Annotated in this window: 19 protein-coding genes; 8 read left to right on the top strand and 11 right to left on the bottom strand. The window is 52.7% G+C overall.

Features of this window, described 5'->3' with window-relative positions; genetic code table 11:
* Positions 1 to 19: 19 nt before the first annotated feature.
* From porG to IEW06_RS07250, 9 genes are all read right to left on the bottom strand, one after another.
* A complete protein-coding gene (porG, locus tag IEW06_RS07290) occupies positions 20 to 700 on the bottom strand; it encodes a type IX secretion system protein PorG (RefSeq protein ID WP_188547839.1) in 681 nt (226 codons plus the stop codon).
* A gap of 84 nt (positions 701 to 784) precedes the next feature.
* Entirely contained in the window at positions 785 to 1,684 is a 900-nt protein-coding gene (locus IEW06_RS07285; RefSeq protein ID WP_187733265.1) for a DUF6089 family protein, read from the bottom strand.
* Positions 1,685 to 1,812: 128 nt separating this feature from the next.
* Complete coding sequence (locus IEW06_RS07280; RefSeq protein WP_187733266.1) at positions 1,813 to 2,706, bottom strand: NAD kinase; 894 nt, start codon at positions 2,704 to 2,706, stop codon at positions 1,813 to 1,815.
* Positions 2,707 to 2,745: 39 nt separating this feature from the next.
* On the bottom strand, positions 2,746 to 4,167 hold the full coding sequence (locus IEW06_RS07275; RefSeq protein ID WP_188547837.1) for a BamA/TamA family outer membrane protein: 1,422 nt from the start codon (positions 4,165 to 4,167) through the stop codon (positions 2,746 to 2,748).
* Between the two features lie 159 nt (positions 4,168 to 4,326).
* Complete coding sequence (locus IEW06_RS07270; RefSeq protein ID WP_187733268.1) at positions 4,327 to 5,004, bottom strand: CBS domain-containing protein; 678 nt, start codon at positions 5,002 to 5,004, stop codon at positions 4,327 to 4,329.
* Between the two features lie 124 nt (positions 5,005 to 5,128).
* On the bottom strand, positions 5,129 to 5,917 hold the full coding sequence (locus tag IEW06_RS07265) for an alpha/beta fold hydrolase (protein ID WP_187734189.1): 789 nt from the start codon (positions 5,915 to 5,917) through the stop codon (positions 5,129 to 5,131).
* Between the two features lie 12 nt (positions 5,918 to 5,929).
* A complete protein-coding gene (locus IEW06_RS07260) occupies positions 5,930 to 6,550 on the bottom strand; it encodes an anthranilate synthase component II (protein ID WP_187733269.1) in 621 nt (206 codons plus the stop codon).
* A 133-nt stretch (positions 6,551 to 6,683) separates the two neighbouring features.
* Complete coding sequence (locus tag IEW06_RS07255; RefSeq protein WP_187733270.1) at positions 6,684 to 7,205, bottom strand: CvpA family protein; 522 nt, start codon at positions 7,203 to 7,205, stop codon at positions 6,684 to 6,686.
* A 78-nt stretch (positions 7,206 to 7,283) separates the two neighbouring features.
* Positions 7,284 to 7,748, bottom strand: coding sequence for a GatB/YqeY domain-containing protein (locus IEW06_RS07250; RefSeq protein WP_187733271.1), 465 nt, complete (start codon positions 7,746 to 7,748; stop codon positions 7,284 to 7,286).
* A 140-nt stretch (positions 7,749 to 7,888) separates the two neighbouring features.
* Here IEW06_RS07250 and IEW06_RS07245 point away from each other — a divergent pair, with 140 nt between their 5' ends.
* From IEW06_RS07245 to IEW06_RS07220, 6 genes are all read left to right on the top strand, one after another.
* Complete coding sequence (locus IEW06_RS07245) at positions 7,889 to 8,602, top strand: pyridoxine 5'-phosphate synthase (RefSeq protein ID WP_187733272.1); 714 nt, start codon at positions 7,889 to 7,891, stop codon at positions 8,600 to 8,602.
* An 82-nt stretch (positions 8,603 to 8,684) separates the two neighbouring features.
* Positions 8,685 to 9,743: a tRNA 2-selenouridine(34) synthase MnmH gene (gene mnmH / locus IEW06_RS07240; RefSeq protein ID WP_187733273.1), complete on the top strand. Its 1,059-nt coding sequence runs from the start codon at positions 8,685 to 8,687 to the stop codon at positions 9,741 to 9,743.
* Between the two features lie 54 nt (positions 9,744 to 9,797).
* The gene (gene selD, locus IEW06_RS07235; RefSeq protein WP_188547835.1) at positions 9,798 to 10,850 is read left to right on the top strand and encodes a selenide, water dikinase SelD; all 1,053 of its coding nucleotides are present in this window, start codon (positions 9,798 to 9,800) and stop codon (positions 10,848 to 10,850) included.
* Between the two features lie 3 nt (positions 10,851 to 10,853).
* Positions 10,854 to 11,447: a PH domain-containing protein gene (locus tag IEW06_RS07230; protein WP_188547833.1), complete on the top strand. Its 594-nt coding sequence runs from the start codon at positions 10,854 to 10,856 to the stop codon at positions 11,445 to 11,447.
* Positions 11,448 to 11,515: 68 nt separating this feature from the next.
* Positions 11,516 to 12,286, top strand: a complete 771-nt coding sequence (locus IEW06_RS07225; RefSeq protein ID WP_188547831.1) for an alpha/beta fold hydrolase — start codon at positions 11,516 to 11,518, stop codon at positions 12,284 to 12,286.
* 39 nt (positions 12,287 to 12,325) lie between these two features.
* Positions 12,326 to 13,030: an SAM-dependent methyltransferase gene (locus IEW06_RS07220; protein WP_187733274.1), complete on the top strand. Its 705-nt coding sequence runs from the start codon at positions 12,326 to 12,328 to the stop codon at positions 13,028 to 13,030.
* Between the two features lie 31 nt (positions 13,031 to 13,061).
* Here IEW06_RS07220 and feoB read toward each other — a convergent pair whose 3' ends face one another.
* On the bottom strand, positions 13,062 to 15,248 hold the full coding sequence (gene feoB / locus IEW06_RS07215; protein WP_187733275.1) for a ferrous iron transport protein B: 2,187 nt from the start codon (positions 15,246 to 15,248) through the stop codon (positions 13,062 to 13,064).
* Between the two features lie 9 nt (positions 15,249 to 15,257).
* Positions 15,258 to 15,521: a FeoA family protein gene (locus IEW06_RS07210; RefSeq protein WP_223284739.1), complete on the bottom strand. Its 264-nt coding sequence runs from the start codon at positions 15,519 to 15,521 to the stop codon at positions 15,258 to 15,260.
* A gap of 215 nt (positions 15,522 to 15,736) precedes the next feature.
* On the opposite strand from IEW06_RS07210, the gene IEW06_RS07205 reads away from it, so the two are divergent.
* Positions 15,737 to 16,636 (top strand): carboxypeptidase-like regulatory domain-containing protein, encoded by a 900-nt coding sequence (locus IEW06_RS07205; protein ID WP_187733276.1) that lies wholly within the window; start codon positions 15,737 to 15,739, stop codon positions 16,634 to 16,636.
* A 178-nt stretch (positions 16,637 to 16,814) separates the two neighbouring features.
* On the top strand, positions 16,815 to 17,714 hold the full coding sequence (locus tag IEW06_RS07200) for a carboxypeptidase-like regulatory domain-containing protein (protein WP_188547828.1): 900 nt from the start codon (positions 16,815 to 16,817) through the stop codon (positions 17,712 to 17,714).
* Positions 17,715 to 17,803: the final 89 nt, after the last annotated feature.

Below are 17,803 nucleotides of genomic sequence, written 5' to 3'. Positions count from 1 at the left end.
AGCGCTACTCCTCTGCGCTTTAGTCGGGGCAATAAATTTTATAGAAAGTATATGATATGCTTACACCATTATAGAAATACCAGTCTTTGGTATTTCTATTCGCTATGAATGCGTTTTCGTTGCTTAGATGATCTAACTTATCCGTAAAGGTTTTGCGGGCTCCAGCTTCCAGCCCCAGGTTCCACCTAGGTGATAAGGCATATTTTATTCCCGCACCGACTGGAATAGCAACGCCTAACATACCTCCGCTGGTGTTAGGAATATTAAAGTTTTGTCCCTCAAAAGTGGTTTTTGTGTTGGCATAAAATCCTGCAACTCCAATAAACACATAGGGCGTGAAGTGAATCTTATCCTTGCGGTTATGATAATTGAAAAAGTTGTATTCCAGTACGCCCGACACCTCAGCCAAGCCGCCCTTCATTGTAGCCTGACGATAACTATTTAACGGTGCCGTCGCGTCATTTACGCCTTGTACATTTTCGTCGTTCGCTTGGATCATGCCGCCCGTAAAAGCCCCCCGGAGCGTAATTGGCACTGAGATATCCTTTCGATAAAAAATAGTCAGCGCTGGTCTGTTATTCTCGAATTGATAATTGGGTGAGAGTTCACCTTTATAATTTAGCCCCCCAATACCAATACCTAACTCGCTGGTATTTTGAGCGTTAGCGGAAGCAATAAAAAAAACACTCCCTACTTGCACAAAGCAAGTAAGGAGTGTTATGCGGAGAATCAAATGCAGCATCAGACTGACTCTTGAGTGGAATAGACAGCCAGATATGATCGGCTATCGGAATTTAGGGCTCTTCACGCGTGGCTGAAGAATGTAGTTGAGCGTGATACCCGTAACGATGTACCAATCATCTTCATTGCTCTTGCCACGCATAATTCCCGGATCATTGAAGCCAGCAAATTCACCATCGGTACGCAGAGTGATATCACGACCGAAGTACTCGGCGGCAGGGCTACGCAGATCAGCGTCGGCAGCAAAGTTACCGCTTACATCATCGAGGTAGTCGGTGAACGTCTTGCGCCAGCCTATTTCCAAGCCGATATCAAAGTCCTTATTGATTTTGTAACGAACACCACCGCCAAATGGAATAGAGATCTGGGTTTTGCTGTAGCCTTCTGTCTGGCCTTCTGTATTCAGGGGCTGAAGCTCTACATAATCACCAGGCGTCAAAGTCGTTGCATTATCCTTTACCAAACCCTTGGGATTATGATAGAAAGCAGCAACACCAGCAAACACATAAGGCACAAAATCAGGGCGCTTAACGTAGGTATTACGGTTTTCAATCAAATCGAAAACTCCGATAGCTGACAATTCAACTATGTCGTTGCGGAAAGCGAAGTTACGGTTGTAACGATACTTAGCATCCGAATCGTTTTGGTTAGCAGCTTTCGTGTCATCGCCGGTGATACGGCCATAAGATAAACCAGCACGACCAGATATGCGGGGGGCAAAACGGCGTGTGAAAGTCAGGCCTATGTTAGGCCGGGTAGCAGCAAAACGGAAGCTGGGAACACTGGCTTTCGGTACTATATCACCGAAATAGTTCATAGCGTTCAGGCTTACTCCTACGGAATTATACTGTTTCCGTCTGTTAAACTGCTGGGCGCTTGCCTCATTGGCTACCAGTGCAAGCACGAGCAACACAGCTAAGGTGTGGGTAAAGAAATGCTTCATAATCAAACCAGGGTTAGTAATATCAGATTTTGAGAAAGCGAGGTAGCCAATAGGCACAGGTAGCAGTCAGCGACAAAAGTAGGGTTTGTAAGGAACTTTAAAAACAAATATTACAAATAGCCTTTCACTTATACGGGGGCTCCGGCGGGGTTACGCCGATCTAGGCCCCAATTTAACTTACTACGCAGGGTGGTCAGAAAATTAACGTGGTTCAATTTGACCAGTCGTGCCCCAAAGTTTTCACGTCTTACAGCAATCTGCACATTAGCTTCTACCGGAACTGAGCGCGAGTCGAGCGACAGCAAGAAATTATTGCTTCTACCTTCTATTTCAAAGGAAATAACGCTACGATCCGACACGATAAGAGGACGCACATTAAGATTGTGTGGGCATACGGGCGCGATAATAAAGTTGTTGGTTTGTGGCAACATAACAGGTCCTCCACAGCTCAAAGAATAGCCTGTAGAGCCAGTAGGGGTAGCTACAATCAGGCCATCTGCCCAATAAGAATTCAAATATTCGCCGTCGATATAAGTATGCACCACAATCATTGACGACGTGTCACGCTTGAGAATGGAGAATTCGTTGAGACCAAAGTTGATCTTTCCAAAAACATCCGGATCGGTTTCTACGCGGATCAAACTTCGTTCCTCAATTACGAAATGTCCTTTATATAAGGCATCAATAGCCTGAGCTATACGCTCTGGCGTGATGGTAGCCAAAAAACCAAGCCGACCGGTGTTAATACCTAAAATTGGGATTTGCAGGCTTCCAACGTAGGTAACAGTGTCGAGGAGAGTGCCATCGCCACCAATGCTAAGAACGAATTGTACGCCTCGCAAAGAATCACCGCGCTGAAAAATCGTAATTTTTTCAGGCAAGCGAAGTCGAGATGAGAGGGACGAGTGAAATGACTCCGCAATGAGAATTTCGGTTTGCCGGGATACCAAATCATCTAGCAAAGCCTGAACAAAAGGCAAGGTAGAGTCGTCGAGAGGCTTACCAATTATGGCGATTTTCATAACAAAATAGTAACCTGCGGTAAACCGCCGGGGTAGAGTTTAGATAGGAAAATCGGTGCGGAAGAAGAACCCGCCTTCTCCTCGACCATTGCGGGTGTACTCCACCGTTAGCACCCGATCGTAGTAGGTGACGAAATGCAGCCCGACCCCGGCGGCCCCCAATAGTTGGTTGGGCAATCTGTTTTCTGGGAAAGTAGTACGGGCTAGCACATACCCGGCGTCGGTAAAGGTATTCAAATAAATAACCAAGGGTAAGCTGTTTATCTTGGAATTAGTTATGCCTTGCAGCTTGATTTTACCAGCATCGAACAGTCGGTAAGACACACTTTGCCGTGCTAATCCATAATGACGACCGTCTATAACATAGGCATCATAACCCCGCACATGCGCCTCGTAGCCAAGAGCTCGGTTATCGGCGTAGCTTATCCGCTGGGCAAGCCGCAGTTGGCCCTGCAAATTGAAATTGTAGTAAAAATTGCCCCCCAGCGCGAAATATTGAGAATACCGGCCTACGAGGGTGGTAAAATCGGCGTTGCCCGATGTTAGGAAGATGCGATGTGACAAGGCTACTTGAGCAAATCGGCCGGTAAGGGGATAGGCAAATGTATTCCGTTGATTCAGGGTGCTGGTGAGTTTAAGCTCCAGATACTCCCGCCGCGACCCATTCAGAAAATATACAGGATTGAGTTCGACAACCGAATCGGAAACCTGCTCTTTATAATAAGCCACATCGAAAGCAGAAAAACGCTGCACCGATTGGCGCCAGCGCAGCCCCAATGAGCCGTACTGGCGCATAAGCGGTAAGCCATCTTCGGGGCGAAACGTGACGAGTCGGTCGCGAACGGTGGCATAGTCGAGAGCACGGCTGCGGGCGTATGAGATGCCCGCTCCAAAACCGATGCGCCGACGCGGACCATAGCCAGGCGCTTCGTAAAACAACTCGTAGCGACGGTTGAAGCCTAACTGCACATTAGCGCGCACTTCCTCATTACGACCCCGGAAGTTCTTGCGCACAATGTATAGCCCATAGTTAACCCGGCGCCATCGGTCGGGGCGGTCAAGCCATGCGTTAAAATTGCGCTCAGCAAACGAAAGCGTTGGAATAGGAAAGGTGTACCATCGCTCTTGCACCGCAAACAGCACAGTAATTTCGCCGTCGCGACAAACTGTTTGCTGAATAACGCTGTGGAACAGCCGCAGGTTGAATAGTCGCAAGCGGTTACTTTCCAGCCGAGCAGCCAACGTAGCAGCATCAAGGGTATCTCCTTCTTGTAAATCCAGCTCAGCGCGCAGTACTACTTCCTTGGTGACCTCATTGCCCGCAAACAAGATAGTACCCACGCGCACCACGGCATACTGCGGACACTGCGCCTGCATCAAGCTATCAGCTGGAGCGAGTTTTAGAGAATCCGGAACCGGCCTGGGGGGCAAAATGCTGCTGCCCAGCAGTAAGGAAAGCAAACAGGCGAGCAGGCTCAAGTAAGTAGCATTAAGAATGGAGAATCGGGCGAAACGCAATTCTTGTTCCGCAACGCCAAGAATAGCTTAGAGCTTACAGCAGTGTACCGCTGAGCTATTATTCTTTGCGAATACAACTCTCTTACCCGAAAGAGGTTAGGCTTACAAACTCAAATACTTCAGCAGAGCATCGAAGCGGTCCTGCTCGCCTTCGCCTACATCGGTAGCGCCGCTAAACTGCGCGGTGATGACGTACCCAAACCGCTCCAGCGTAGCCACGATGCGGGTGAGCGAAGGCGTATTGAGCTTCAGCGTCAGCCGAATTTTATATGGGTCGCTTTCATCCTGCGCAACGTGGGCGCTCAGAATTTTGGCGTTGTTTTCCTCTACGTACCGGCTGATTTGGGTAAGGGAATAATCGCGCTCATCCATAGAAAGCACCAAAATGCCCCCCTGCCCTACGGCAATGGGCATTTGGCCAAGTGCGGCCAGCGTGTCACCTACCGTTACTACACCCATGTATTCGCGCTGCTCGTCGAGGACGGGTACTAGCTGAATTTTATTCTGGATAGCTATTTCCATGATGCTATAGAAATGTTGATCGTGCTGCACGTGCACATCGGCGTAGCCCAGCGTCAGTTGGCTGAGCAATTCCTCCGTCTGGTCGTAGTCCAGCAGATCAGATTCGGTAATAAGACCGCGGTACTGGCGGTTATCGACGACGGGCAGCTGCCCCACGTGAAACTCCTCCAGCCATTTGGCAGCCTTCCCGGTCGAGTCCGTCACCTGTAGCGCCGGAATCATGTGGTTGAGCAATTCTTCGGCAAGCATAGAATGCATGTGTAGGCTGAGAAACGGAAGTAAACGTGGATAAGCTACAAACCAAAAGGCAAACAAGCGCCAAGGAGCAAACTTTGTTTAGGTTTGTTAGCTCCGAGTTGCAAACAGAAATGCGATTTGCCTTCTATGATACGGAACTAACGACTGACTGACGCTTAGTGCTATGCAGAAACTGGCGGAGCCGGGCATTAAAAGCCGCAGGGCGCTCCATCATAGGCGCGTGACAACAGTGATCCAGAAAATGAAGCTCGGAGTTGGTGATGAGGCGGTGAAACTCGTGCGCTACTATCGGGGGGGTAATGGTGTCGTTCAGCCCCCAGACTAAAAGCGTGGGTACCTGAATACGGCCTAGGTCTTTCGCTAAATTATGGCGCTGAGCTGAGCGAGCTATGTTGATGATCCGCAGAACCTTGATGTTCGAGTTCGTAACGTTAAACACTTCATCAACTAAATCTTTGGTAGCTAATGTAGGGTCGTAAAATGTGTAGGCTACCCGCTGCTGCACGAAGCCGTAGTTGCCTCGCTTCGGAAAGGAGCTACCCATCGAGTCTTCAAACAAACCACTGCTGCCCGTGAGCACTAGGCGCTCTACCTGCTGCGGGTTGTGCAGCGTATAAACCAGTGCCACGTGCCCGCCCAATGAGTTGCCAAGCAAGGTAAATGGCTGGTGCAAACCCATTTCGGCAACGAATTCCTCTACGTACCCTACCAAGCCAGGCACGCCGGCTTTGGTGAGAGGCATCTCATAAATCGGCAGCATCGGAATGATAACGCGGTAGTCGCGCGCGAAATCACTTATGACGTCCTGCCAGTTGCTCAGGGCGCCAAACAAGCCGTGCAGGAGCAGCAGCACCTCGCCGGTGCCTTCCTCCACATACTGAAATTCTTTCTTTTCCTTAATCTGCAATTCCATCATCTCGGCTTCTCAGCGGGCAGACGCGGGCACGGCGGTTACCGACCGAGCGTCCTTTGCAATGATACAACACTTGACCCAATTGCCGAGCAACGCCAAGCCGTGGCTTGTCAGCAGCGCTTCGGGATGAAACTGTACGCCGTAGAGCGGCAATGAGTGGTGACGCAAGGCCATTATTTCCTGAAATTCATCTGTAGTGTAGGCCAGCGGCACCAGCACTTCGGGCAAGTGGCTGATTACTAACGAGTGATAGCGCGTAACCAGCAGCCTGGGGGGCAAATTTTCGAATAATGGCTCCTGGGGGGCAATTTCGATTTCTGAAACTTTGCCATGCATGGGCCGCACGGCACGCTGGAGCTTTGCCCCAAAAAAATCGCCCAGCGCCTGATGTCCTAAGCACACGCCCAGCATCGGTACCCGCTGATGATACGCTTGTATGACGTCGGGCATTACTCCTGCTCTGGCCGGTGTGCCGGGCCCCGGCGACAATACGATTCCATCAAAGTCGAGTTCCTGGATGACCGTCAGGGGAACATCATTGCGCACAACCTGCACCTGTACCTCCAACTGCTGAAAGTAGTCCAGCAGGTTGTAACTAAAGGAATCGAAGTTGTCGAGCAGAAGAAGCCGCACAGGTTGATGAGCTGGTTGAATAACTAAGAAACGGAGCTGTTCAGGAATTGAAAGGTTGCAAGACTAAAGCCTCAGCTGTTCACCTTATAAACGATCAACAACTCAGCCCCAGTAATAGCTCAGGTATTCAACGCTAAAATACCCCCCGCAAACGGGTTAGAAGCGTACTGGCGAATGGCATTACGAAACCTACTACTTCTAAGGCTACCGGAGTAGCCTGACGCACAACGGGCAGCACCTGCGAGTCGCCGGTCAGGGCGGGCGTGAGCAGATTTACACCCGCCAGGCCCAAGCCGTGCAGGAGCAGACTTAAGCCCAGTATCCACTTTAAGGCCCCAGCCGCGCCGCCCAGCAGGTTGTCGAGCAGCCCCAGCGGCGTCAGATGCACGGCGCTCTTCACGAAGCTGCCTAACAGATGAACTCCCCAGGCAATGAGCACGCACACCAGCAGGAATGACACGATGGGGAGCAGTCCGAAGGCCTCGCCTACATAATGCCGAACCAGCGGAATAGCATCATTGAGCAAGCTGAGCCCGCCCACCACGCCCAGCACAAAGGCCAGCAACGACGCTACTTCCAACACCAAGCCCCGCCGAAACCCCTTCACCGCGCCCACGCCCACTACCAAAAGCAGAAAGAGGTCGAAACCAGACATTTTGGAGGGGGCTAAAAAATCAGCAGTTGGGAGCTCGAAATAGGTTCAGGCAACTTCTAGCTCCCAACTCCTTAAAAATTACACGTTTGTATTATTCAGCAAGTGGCCCACAACCTGCGAAATCATGCGTCCGTCTGCTTGGCCACCTAACTCGCGAGCTGCTACCCCCATTACTTTGCCTAGGTCGGAAGGGCCGGTAGCGCCTACTCGCTGAATAATTTCGACCAGGCGCTCAACCAAATCAGCCTCGGAGAGTTGCTGAGGCAGGTATTCTTCGATGATAGCCAGCTCGGCCAGCTCAATTTCTTCGAGGTCAGAGCGAAACTGCTTCTGATACATTTCGGCGGCTTCGCGGCGCTGCTTGGCCTGCTTGGTGAGCAGCTTGATTTCGGCTTCGGGCGTGAGGGCTGCGCCGTGGGCGCCTTCGGCGGTTTCGGCCAGCAAAATCTGCGATTTGATGCTGCGCAGCGCAGTGAGGCGTACTTTATCTTTGGCAAGCATTGCTTGCTTGATAGCAGCGTCGATGGTTTCTTTCAGGGCCATAATAGAGGAATTGTAAAGTAAAAAAAGCCGCCTGTGACGAACGGGCGGCGAGCCAACGAACCAAAAAAGCTCCCGTAAAATCGGCGTACTTTCGCGGTGCGCTGGCTTCAGATCAAAGCCAATTTTCGCTTTCTAAAGAGATGACAAAACTAAGCGTAAACATAAACAAAATCGCTACCCTGCGGAATGCCCGCGGCCACAACCGCCCCGATGTGCTGCAAGTGGCCCGCGACTGTGAGCGGTTCGGAGCCCAGGGTATTACGGTGCATCCGCGGCCCGATGAGCGCCACATCCGCTACCAGGACGTGCGCGATCTTAAGCGGATTGTGACCACGGAGCTGAACGTGGAAGGCAATCCGACACCCGATTTTATCAATCTGGTGCGGGAAGTGCGCCCCGAGCAGGTCACGCTCGTGCCCGATGCGCCCGATGCTATTACCTCCAATGCGGGCTGGGACACTATTGAGCATCAGATTTATCTGCTGGGCGTCGTGACGGAGCTGAAGGCGCTGGGGTGCCGGGTTTCGATTTTTCTCGACCCCAATCCAGCCATGGTGAAAGCGGCCGTAGGTACCGGCACCGACCGTATTGAGTTATATACAGAGGCGTACGCCCAACAATTTCATGCTGATCCGGCCGCTGCTATTGCTCCTTATCGTACCGCGGCTATTCTGGCGCAGGAACTCGGTATCGGCTTAAATGCCGGCCACGATCTGGACATGGACAACCTAGCTTACCTAAAGCAGAATTTACCTGGCCTGGCAGAAGTGAGCATCGGACACGCGCTCATCTGTGATGCGCTCTATTTCGGGTTGGAAAACACAATTCAGCTGTACCGCCGGCAATTGCTGTAGGAACGCATCGCGCCCGCTATGGCGTTAGGCCTTGCGCTTTCGGCTTACTTTATCAGGCAGCGTTTCTACCAAATTCTACTACATGCCTCGTCTTTCTCTCTCCGATTTTCTGCAAGGCCCGCCCGACGTGCCCATTCTGGATGTGCGGGCACCGATAGAATATTCCCACGGCCACATTCCGGGAGCTGTGAGTTTGCCGCTGTTTACGGACGAGGAACGGGCCCGCATTGGCACTGCTTACAAGCAGGTTAGTCAGGAGAAAGCCATCCATATCGGTCTGGATTTCTTTGGCCCGAAGATGAGCAAGATGGTGAAGCTAGCGCAGAAAATTGCCCCCCAGAAGGAGGTACGCCTGCATTGCTGGCGGGGCGGCATGCGCAGCGGAGCCGTGCTGTGGCTGCTGGAGCTGGCCGGCTTTAAAGTGCATCTGCTGGACAAAGGCTACAAAGATTACCGCCGCTGGGCACTTGCTCAATTTGCCCAGCCGCGTCCCTTATTCGTGCTTGGCGGCCTGACGGGCAGCGGCAAAACCGACGTGCTGCACGAGCTAGCCCGTCAGGGTGAGCCTATTGTTGATCTGGAAGGCTTAGCCAGCCACAAAGGCTCGTCGTTTGGCAGCATTGGCTTGGCGCCTCAGCCTACGGCGGAGCAATTTGAGAATGACTTGGCTCTTGAGTTGGCAAATTTGCCCCCCAATGCCGTGCCGTGGTTTGAAGACGAGAGCCTGTCTATCGGTCGCGTGACGATTCCGAAGCCACTTTTCGAGCAGATGCGCCTTGCTCCGCTCGTGGTGCTCGACATCCCGCGGGCGGTGCGCACCCGCAAGCTAGCGGCCGAGTACGGTCGCGAGGACCCCGCCGAGCTAGCCGACGCTATTGAGCGCATTAGCAAGCGCTTGGGCGGTTTGGCAACGAAGGAAGCTTTGGCGGCCATTGAAGCGGGCGACATGGAGAAAATGGTGGATATCGCCCTCGATTATTATGACAAAACCTACGGCCATGGGTTAAACACCAAAATCAATAGCACTATCGTGCGCGTTCCTTCCAACACCTGTGACCCGATAGTGAACGCGGAACTGGTGCGGGCCGCAGCCAAAACAGTAGTCGCACAGTCTCTTTTTGCTTCCCGGGGCGTGGCCTAATTCCAGGGCCCACATCAAGCTGCGAAGCGCCACGGTAACCTTCTCATTGAATTTATGATCTCCGAAGAAATCGACCAGATTCGCCTTACTCAGTATAGCCACGGGGCAGGCTGCGGGTGCAAAATTGCGCCTAAAGTGCTCGACCAAATCCTGCACACCAGCATTCCTCAGCCCCAAAACGATAAGCTGCTGGTGGGCAACAGCTCCCGCGACGACGCGGCCGTGTTTGATATCGGCGGCGGTCAGGCCATTATCAGCACCACCGACTTTTTCATGCCTATCGTAGATGACGCCTACGACTTTGGGCGCATTGCTTCGGCCAACGCCATCAGCGACGTGTATGCCATGGGTGGGCGGCCGGTGATGGCCATTGCCGTGCTGGGTTGGCCCATCGACAAATTGCCCCCCGAGGTGGCGCGCCGCGTTATTGAAGGCAGCCGCAGCATTTGCGCCGAGGCGGGCATTCCGCTGGCGGGCGGCCACAGCATCGACTCGCCGGAGCCTATTTTCGGTCTGGCCGTGACTGGTATGCTCGATATTGCCAACCTCAAGCGCAACGATACGGCTACGGCTGGCTGCGAGCTTTATCTCACCAAACCTTTGGGCGTGGGCATGATGACGACAGCACAAAAACGCGCCATTCTGCGGCCTGAGCACGAGCAAATTGCCCCCCAGCAAATGATGCAGCTCAACAAAATCGGCTACGAGCTGGGGCAGCTTGCCGCCGTGCACGCCATGACCGACGTGACTGGTTTTGGTCTGCTTGGGCACTTAGCGGAGGTATGCGAGGGCAGCAACGTGACGGCAGAAATTGAATTCGAGAAAGTGCCTTTGCTGAAGGAAGCAGAAGAATATCGTCAGCAAAAAGCAGTGCCCGGCGGCACCGTACGCAACTGGGACAGCTACGGCCATAAAATTGGGCCGGTCACGGATGAGCAGCGGCAGTGGCTCTGCGACCCCCAAACGTCGGGCGGCTTGCTGGTCTGCGTAGCGCCGGAAGGACGCGAGGCGGTGGGGGGCATTTTTGCCCAGTACGGCCTTGACCTGCAACCCTTTGGCACGTTGCGGCCACATACGCCGGGTGAGCCCTGGATTCAGGTTCGGTAAGCGGTGAAGATATTCCAGATACTACGGCCCTTGCTGGAAATTGGGGTGGTCGTGTTTGCTATTGTCTTCGGACTGCGCTTTATCACCAGCTTTTTCTCCCAGAAAAGCAAGGTTTACCGGCCTACCTTTCTGCGGCAATTCTACCTGCTGTTCTGGCCGTTGCTGTGCTTGGGCGTGGGCTTGCCTAATCTGGGCTTTTACTTTTACACAACTCACCTGGCTCCCCACGAAGCGGTGTTGCTGCTGGCCCTGGCGGCCGTACTGCTGGGCTTTTCGATGCCTGCGCTGCTATTGCATGCGCAGTATTACGCCCGCAACCTGCACACAACGCTGGTTTTCGACCCGAAGGAAAACAAGCTGGAAGTGTACGAGGGCCGGGTGCGTATTCCGTTTCGGCAAAGCGAGCTGGTGCGCGTGGAGCGCGTAACCTGCAAGTCGAACCGGCTGTTCTGGAGCAACTACGATTTTCTGCGCCTGCACTTGCAGACAGGCGAAGTACTCACGCTTACGTCCTTGCTGCTCAACCTCGCCCCCCTCACGGAGTTCCTGCGCAGTACGCCGCTGGAGCACCGGCAGCGCTGGTTTTGCTGGACCTGAGTTACCGAATTTGCAACGCAACAGCCCCGAACGCGTTTGCTTATCTGAAGATTTGAACCTCGCTCCCTATGCTATTACACTACCGCGAACAAGGCCAGGGCGCACCGCTGGTTATTCTGCACGGCCTTTTTGGCACCCTCGACAATTGGCACACCCTGGCGAAGCGCTGGGCGGAGCACCACCGGGTTATTGCCGTAGATCTGCGCAATCATGGCCGGTCCCCCCACACGGAAGAGCACACCTATGAGTTGATGAGTGAGGATGTGCGGGAGCTTTTCGTCCAGCTTCAGTTGGATGCGCCTACCTTGCTTGGCCACAGCATGGGGGGCAAAGTAGCCATGCGCTTCGCCCTCGACTACCCCGATTTGCTGGCCCGCTTGGTAGTTCTGGATATCGCGCCCAGCTTCTCGGACATGCTCCACCAAGACAATATTTTGGCGGGCCTCCACGCTGTAGACCTGCCCCTTGTAGAGAACCGGCAGCAGGCTGATGAGATGATGGCCCAGCATATTAAGCAAGATGCGGTGCGGCAGTTTCTGCTAAAAAACCTTTACCGCCGCGAAGACCATTCGTTTGCCTGGCGCCTCAACCTGGATGCGCTCACTTCGCACATGGCACACGTAGGCGCTGAGATAAAAGCCCCCCAGCCTTTCCTGAAACCCGCCTTATTCGTTCGGGGGGGCAAATCGGACTATATCACGACGGAAGATAAGCTCCATGTCATTCCGGCGCTTTTCCCCAATTCTCAGGTTGAAACCATCCCTGATGTAGGCCACTGGCTCCACGCCGAAGCTCCGGACAAGGTGTTTGAGTTGGTGAATGCCTTTATGCAGGGTTAAGTTAAGAGCCTCTTGCACCCTACCTTAATCTAGCATCTCTTGTCCGGCGTTCTCTACCTTATTCCCACCATTCTGGCCGATGATACGGCCGCGCAGGTGCTGCCAGCCCAGGTTGCTACGCACGTAGCTACGCTTTCCTATTTTTTGGTAGAAAACGCCCGCACTGCCCGTCGTTTTGTGAAAAGTGTAGCCCCAGCGCACGTCATCGAAGATCTGCGCTTTACGGTGATTGATAAAGACTCGTCGGAAGCGGAAATCAGAGCGGCTTTGAAGCCTGTAGCTGCCGGCCAGGATGCGGGCATACTTTCAGAAGCCGGCTGTCCGGGCGTGGCCGATCCGGGCGCAGAGTTGGCGCGGGTGGCACATCAGCTAAGTATCCGAGTGGTGCCATTGGTAGGACCTTCGTCCCTGCTTCTCGCTTTGATGGCTTCGGGTATGAATGGGCAGAGCTTTGCTTTTCACGGCTATTTGCCCATTGAAAAAGCCAAGCGAATCGCGGCGCTAAAGCAGTTGGAAAGGACAGCTATTACGCAGCATCAAACCCAGCTTTTTATCGAAACACCTTACCGCAATATGCTGCTGCTGGATGATCTGCTGGCGCATTTGCAGCCTGGTACCCGCCTGTGTATTGCTGCCAGCCTTACGGCGCCCAACGAGTTTGTGCAAACTCATACCGTAGCCGATTGGAAGGGCAAACTACCCGAGATTCACAAGCAGCCAGCCGTCTTTCTACTTGGGAAGTGACAGATAGTAAAATCTGACTCTACTTCTGATTCTACTTGAATACCTGATACACAATCAGCGACGACACATAGGCCAGGCCTGTCATGTATAGCAGCTGCATCAGGGGCCATTTCCATCCTTTGGTTTCGCGGTACACAACGGCCAGCGTACTCATGCACTGCATGGCAAATACATAGAACACCAGCAAAGAAAATGCGCGGGCCGGCGTGAAAAATGGCTGGCCATTTTCGTCTTTCTCAGCGGCCAGCTTCTGTTGCACCGTGCGCATATCCGCGTCTTGGCCTACGCTGTAAATCGTAGAAATGGTCCCCACGAATACCTCACGGGCAGCAAAAGACGTGATGAGGGCAATACCGATTTTCCAGTCGAAACCCAGCGGGCGAATAGCTGGCTCCAATGTTCGGCCAAACAATCCGGCATAAGAGTTTTCGAGCTTCTCGGACGCAATACGATTATCTGTTTCCTCCGGCGTAAGTTGCTGCTGAACGGCTGTAACGCGTGCCTGCTGCTCAGCTTTATCCAAGGCATCACCCGGACCATACGAAGCTAATACCCAGAGGATAACTGAAATGGCTACGATAACCTTGCCGGCCTGAAACACGAAGGTTTTTACCTTCTCGACTATAGTAATGCCCACATTCTTCCAGCGCGGCCAGCGATACACTGGAAACTCCATAATAAAGTAGCTCCGCTCCTGGGTTTTAAGCAGCAGCTTCAGCGCTAAGGCCGAGAATATAGCCGACAGAAAGCCCAGCAGGTATAATCCCATGAGCACTACACCCTGCAAGTTGAAGAAGCCCAACACCTTCTCATCGGGCACGACCAACGCCGTAAGCACCGTGTACACCGGAATCCGGGCCGAGCAGCTCATCAGCGGCGTAACGAAGATGGTGATGATGCGGTCCTTCCAGTTCTCGATGGTGCGGGCGCTCATAATAGCGGGCACTGCGCAGGCAACGCCCGAAATGAGCGGAACGACACTCTTGCCGTTCAGTCCGAACTTGCGCATGATGCGGTCCATCATGAACGTAACGCGGGCCATATAGCCTGTTTCCTCCAGCACCGCGATGAAAGCAAACAGCAGGGCAATCTGCGGAATGAAGATCAAAACGCCCCCCAGACCTGCAATTACCCCCTCAGTGAGAAGATTAATAAGAGGCCCGTTGAAGTTGGTTTGGATAAGTGAGTTGATCAGCGCAATGCCTTGATCAATCAGATCCATAGGATAGCTGGCCCAGGCAAATACGGCCTGAAACATCATAAACAGCACCCCGAAGAAAATCAGGTAGCCCCAAACCCGATGCGTCAGGACTTTGTCTAGCTTGTTGCTGTACGGCTCATTGCGCTCGGTGCGCGTCACCGATACCGCGTTGAGCAGGATCTCATTGATGCGGGCGTAGCGGGAAATGGTTTCATGCGCCTGGCGAGCGGTAGGCTCGAAGCCATACTGCTCAACCAGCTCCTGCACATACTGGCGCTGATCGGGCGTTAAAAAGCTGATATGCCGGAACTGGTGTGCATAGTGCAGCGCCAGATAATCGTTGTGCAGATTAAAATAGTACCGAATCTGCCGGATCATGGGAAGCAGTTCCTCGGTGGGCTCATAGAAGCTTACCGTGGGCGCGTCCAGATGTTGCGCCATCACAATCTTGAGTGCAGCCACGCCAATGCCCTTACGCGCATTCATGGGTATCACGGGGACACCTAACTCCTGCTGTAGCTCAGCAATATCGATGTGCACGCCATGCTGCTCGGCTACGTCCATCATGTTGAGAGCCAACACGGCAGGCAAGCCTAAATCGGCGAGCTGAGTAAACAGCAATAGATTACGCCGCAGGTTGGAGGCATCGACTGTGACCACCACGAAATCAGGATACTGAGCCGATTCACGGTCGTAAAGCAAGTCGGTGATTACCTTCTCGTCCAGGCTTTTCGGGTACAGCGAATACGTACCCGGCAAGTCGATAATTTCGGCGCGGTGCTGGGGCGTAAGCTGGCTGATGCCGGTCTTCCGGTCAACCGTTACACCAGGAAAGTTGCCTACTTTTTGGTTCAGGCCCGTGAGCTGATTAAACAGCGAGGACTTGCCTGAGTTAGGATTGCCCACCAGGGCAATACGCGTCAATTCACGACGGGCGTGAGGCGTAGGTATGCTATCAACGCTTGAGGCGACGGCCGCCGGAGCGGACACTGTAGGTATAGTTGCCAGGCGAGCCATCCGCGCCGGTTAGTTTTTCAATAAAATAGTAGCCGCCTCACTTACCCGCAGCGAAAGCGTGTAATCTTCGTCGCCGAGTACCAGCGTGATGGGGCACCCCAAGGGAGCGCGGCTATTAAGGCGCACTTGCGTGCCCGGAATGCAGCCCATTTCTAATAGTTTCAACGCCATCTCGGGATCCTGCAGGCAGCAAATCGTCCCGCTCTCACCCAGACGAAGGTCTTTCACACTACGTTGGGTCGTAGGGGCAGCGGTAGTAAAACGGATAGCCACAGGCAGGATTGGTTATTTAGACAGGATTCAAACAAAGGTACGCCCCATTTAGGTTTCGGCCAAAAGATGGTTTTCTTCAACCACTTATAAGATGGGCCTGGAAGCAGCTTAGAATTATTCCATCAGAAAATTGCACAGGTATAACTATTCAAGGAAAACAGGGAGCACATTGGCACATTCATTGTAGTTTTGGGGTACAACTACTCATTTCTACTATGTTTAAACGTGTACTTTCTTTAGTCGTCTTTGCTGTGATGCTGCCTTATTTCAGCTTCGCGCAGGCCGACCGAATTTCAGGTCGGGTAGTTGATAAAGAAACGCAGGAGCCTATCCAGTACGCTTCCATCGGGTTGAAAGAAGAGCAGGTAGGTGCTTTGACCAACGAATACGGCTATTTTCAGATAGCCATGCCAGAGAAAAATCAGAAGGACTCGCTGATTGTAATAGCGCTGGGCTTTAAGCGTACGGCCATTCTGGTAAGAAAAAGCGATAAGAATTTAGAGGAAATTATCCTTGAAGTCCCCAAACGCGAATACTTGCTGAGCGGAATCAAAGTTGAGGCCAGCAAGGTGAAGCCAATTGGATTGGGAGCGCGCTCCAACACGCCCGGCGATGGCATGATTCAGGGCATGCCTGGTACTCAATATGCCTTCTATGTCAAGAATGACAAAGGCAAGAAACTAGGCTTGGTACGTACCGTGTCATTCTTTATTGGGGAGCATGGCTTTCCGCGCGAGCCGTTCCGCATTCGCATTTATGCCCCCGACGGCAACTACAGTTCCCCAAACTCCGACTTGCTGACTGAGAACGTGGTGGTATCGGCTATAAAAGGGGGCGCCTGGTACACCGTCGATTTGACCCAGTACAACATCGTCGCGCCGGATGAAGGGTTCTATGTCGCCATGGAATGGATCGTGACGGGTGATAAGTTCTACACCACCAACTTCATGGACACCTACACGCCTTACGGTCAGATCCTGCGGCCGACGTTCGAATTCAAAGAAAGCCGCACCTGGAATTATACTATCGGACGCGGCTGGAGCTTAATCACCTTAGCTAACAATGGTATGCGCTACAATGCCATGATTAAGGCCGAGGTAGATATGTATAAATAAAGCTTAGGTGCTTTATCCTCCTTATCAAGCTGTTTTTAAAGCCGGTTTCTACTTGTAAGCCAGTATTTAATTATTAGAAATACCGCTTTACGCGCTTTTACAAAGCGTCATTAATAAAGTCCCTCTCACAGCCCTATCTCTCTTACAAACTTGTCTCCCGGTCTGTAAACCTCCCTTTATGTTCCAACGCGTACTATTCACCTTTACCTTCTGTTTGCTGCTTCCGGCACTAAGCATGGCCCAGGAAACTCGGCTATCCGGTCGTATCATCGACAAGAAGACGAAAGAGCCCATTCCCTTCTCTTCCATCGGTTTGAAGGATGAGCAAAGCGGTGCTCTTACCAACGAAATCGGCATCTTCCAGATGACCGGTCCTACCAAAAATGCCCAGGACTCTCTGATCGTTCTGGCCTTGGGTTACGAGCGCAAGGCTGTGCTGGTGAAGCGTGGCTCGAGCCAGGCCGATATGGTAATTGAGGTTTCCAAACGAGTGTATGAGCTGGCTGAGGTTAAAGTACAGGCCAGCAAGGTGAAAGACCTGAAGCTAGGCGCCCGCTCCAATACACCCGGTGATGGCATGATTCAGGGCATGCCCGGCAGCCAGTATGCGTTTTTCGTAAAAAACGAAAAGGGCAAAAAGCTGGGTAACGTGCGCTCCGTTTCGTTCTATATTGGTGAGCACGGCTTCCCGCGCGAACCATTCCGGGTGCGCATCTACGCCCCCGACGGCAACTACAGTTCCCCAAACTCCGACTTGCTGACTGAGAACGTGGTGGTATCGGCACCGGGCGGCGGACAGTGGTTTACGGTTGATTTAACTCAGTATAACATCGTCGCGCCGGACGAAGGATTCTATGTTGCCATGGAGTGGATTGTAAGCGGTGACAAGTTCTACACCACCAACTTCGACGATAACTACACCCCCTACGGACAGATCATGCGTCCCACGTTCGAATTTAAGGAAAGCCGCACCTGGAGCTATACGCTCGGTAAAGGCTGGACGCTGATGACCATGTCGGGCGCTGGCGGCTTGCGCTACAACGCCATGATCAAGGCCGAAGTTGATATGATTAAGTAAACCATATTTCGTTAGATAGTAAGTTCAGGCTCATAAAAAAGCCCCCCAGACGAGGTCTGGGGGGCTTTTTTATGAGCCTGAACTCAGCA

The sequence above is a fragment of the Hymenobacter qilianensis genome (assembly GCF_014638675.1).
Taxonomy (GTDB): domain Bacteria; phylum Bacteroidota; class Bacteroidia; order Cytophagales; family Hymenobacteraceae; genus Hymenobacter; species Hymenobacter qilianensis.
The sequence above is the reverse complement of the archived record's forward strand: the minus strand, read 5'-3'. Positions and strand labels throughout refer to the sequence as shown.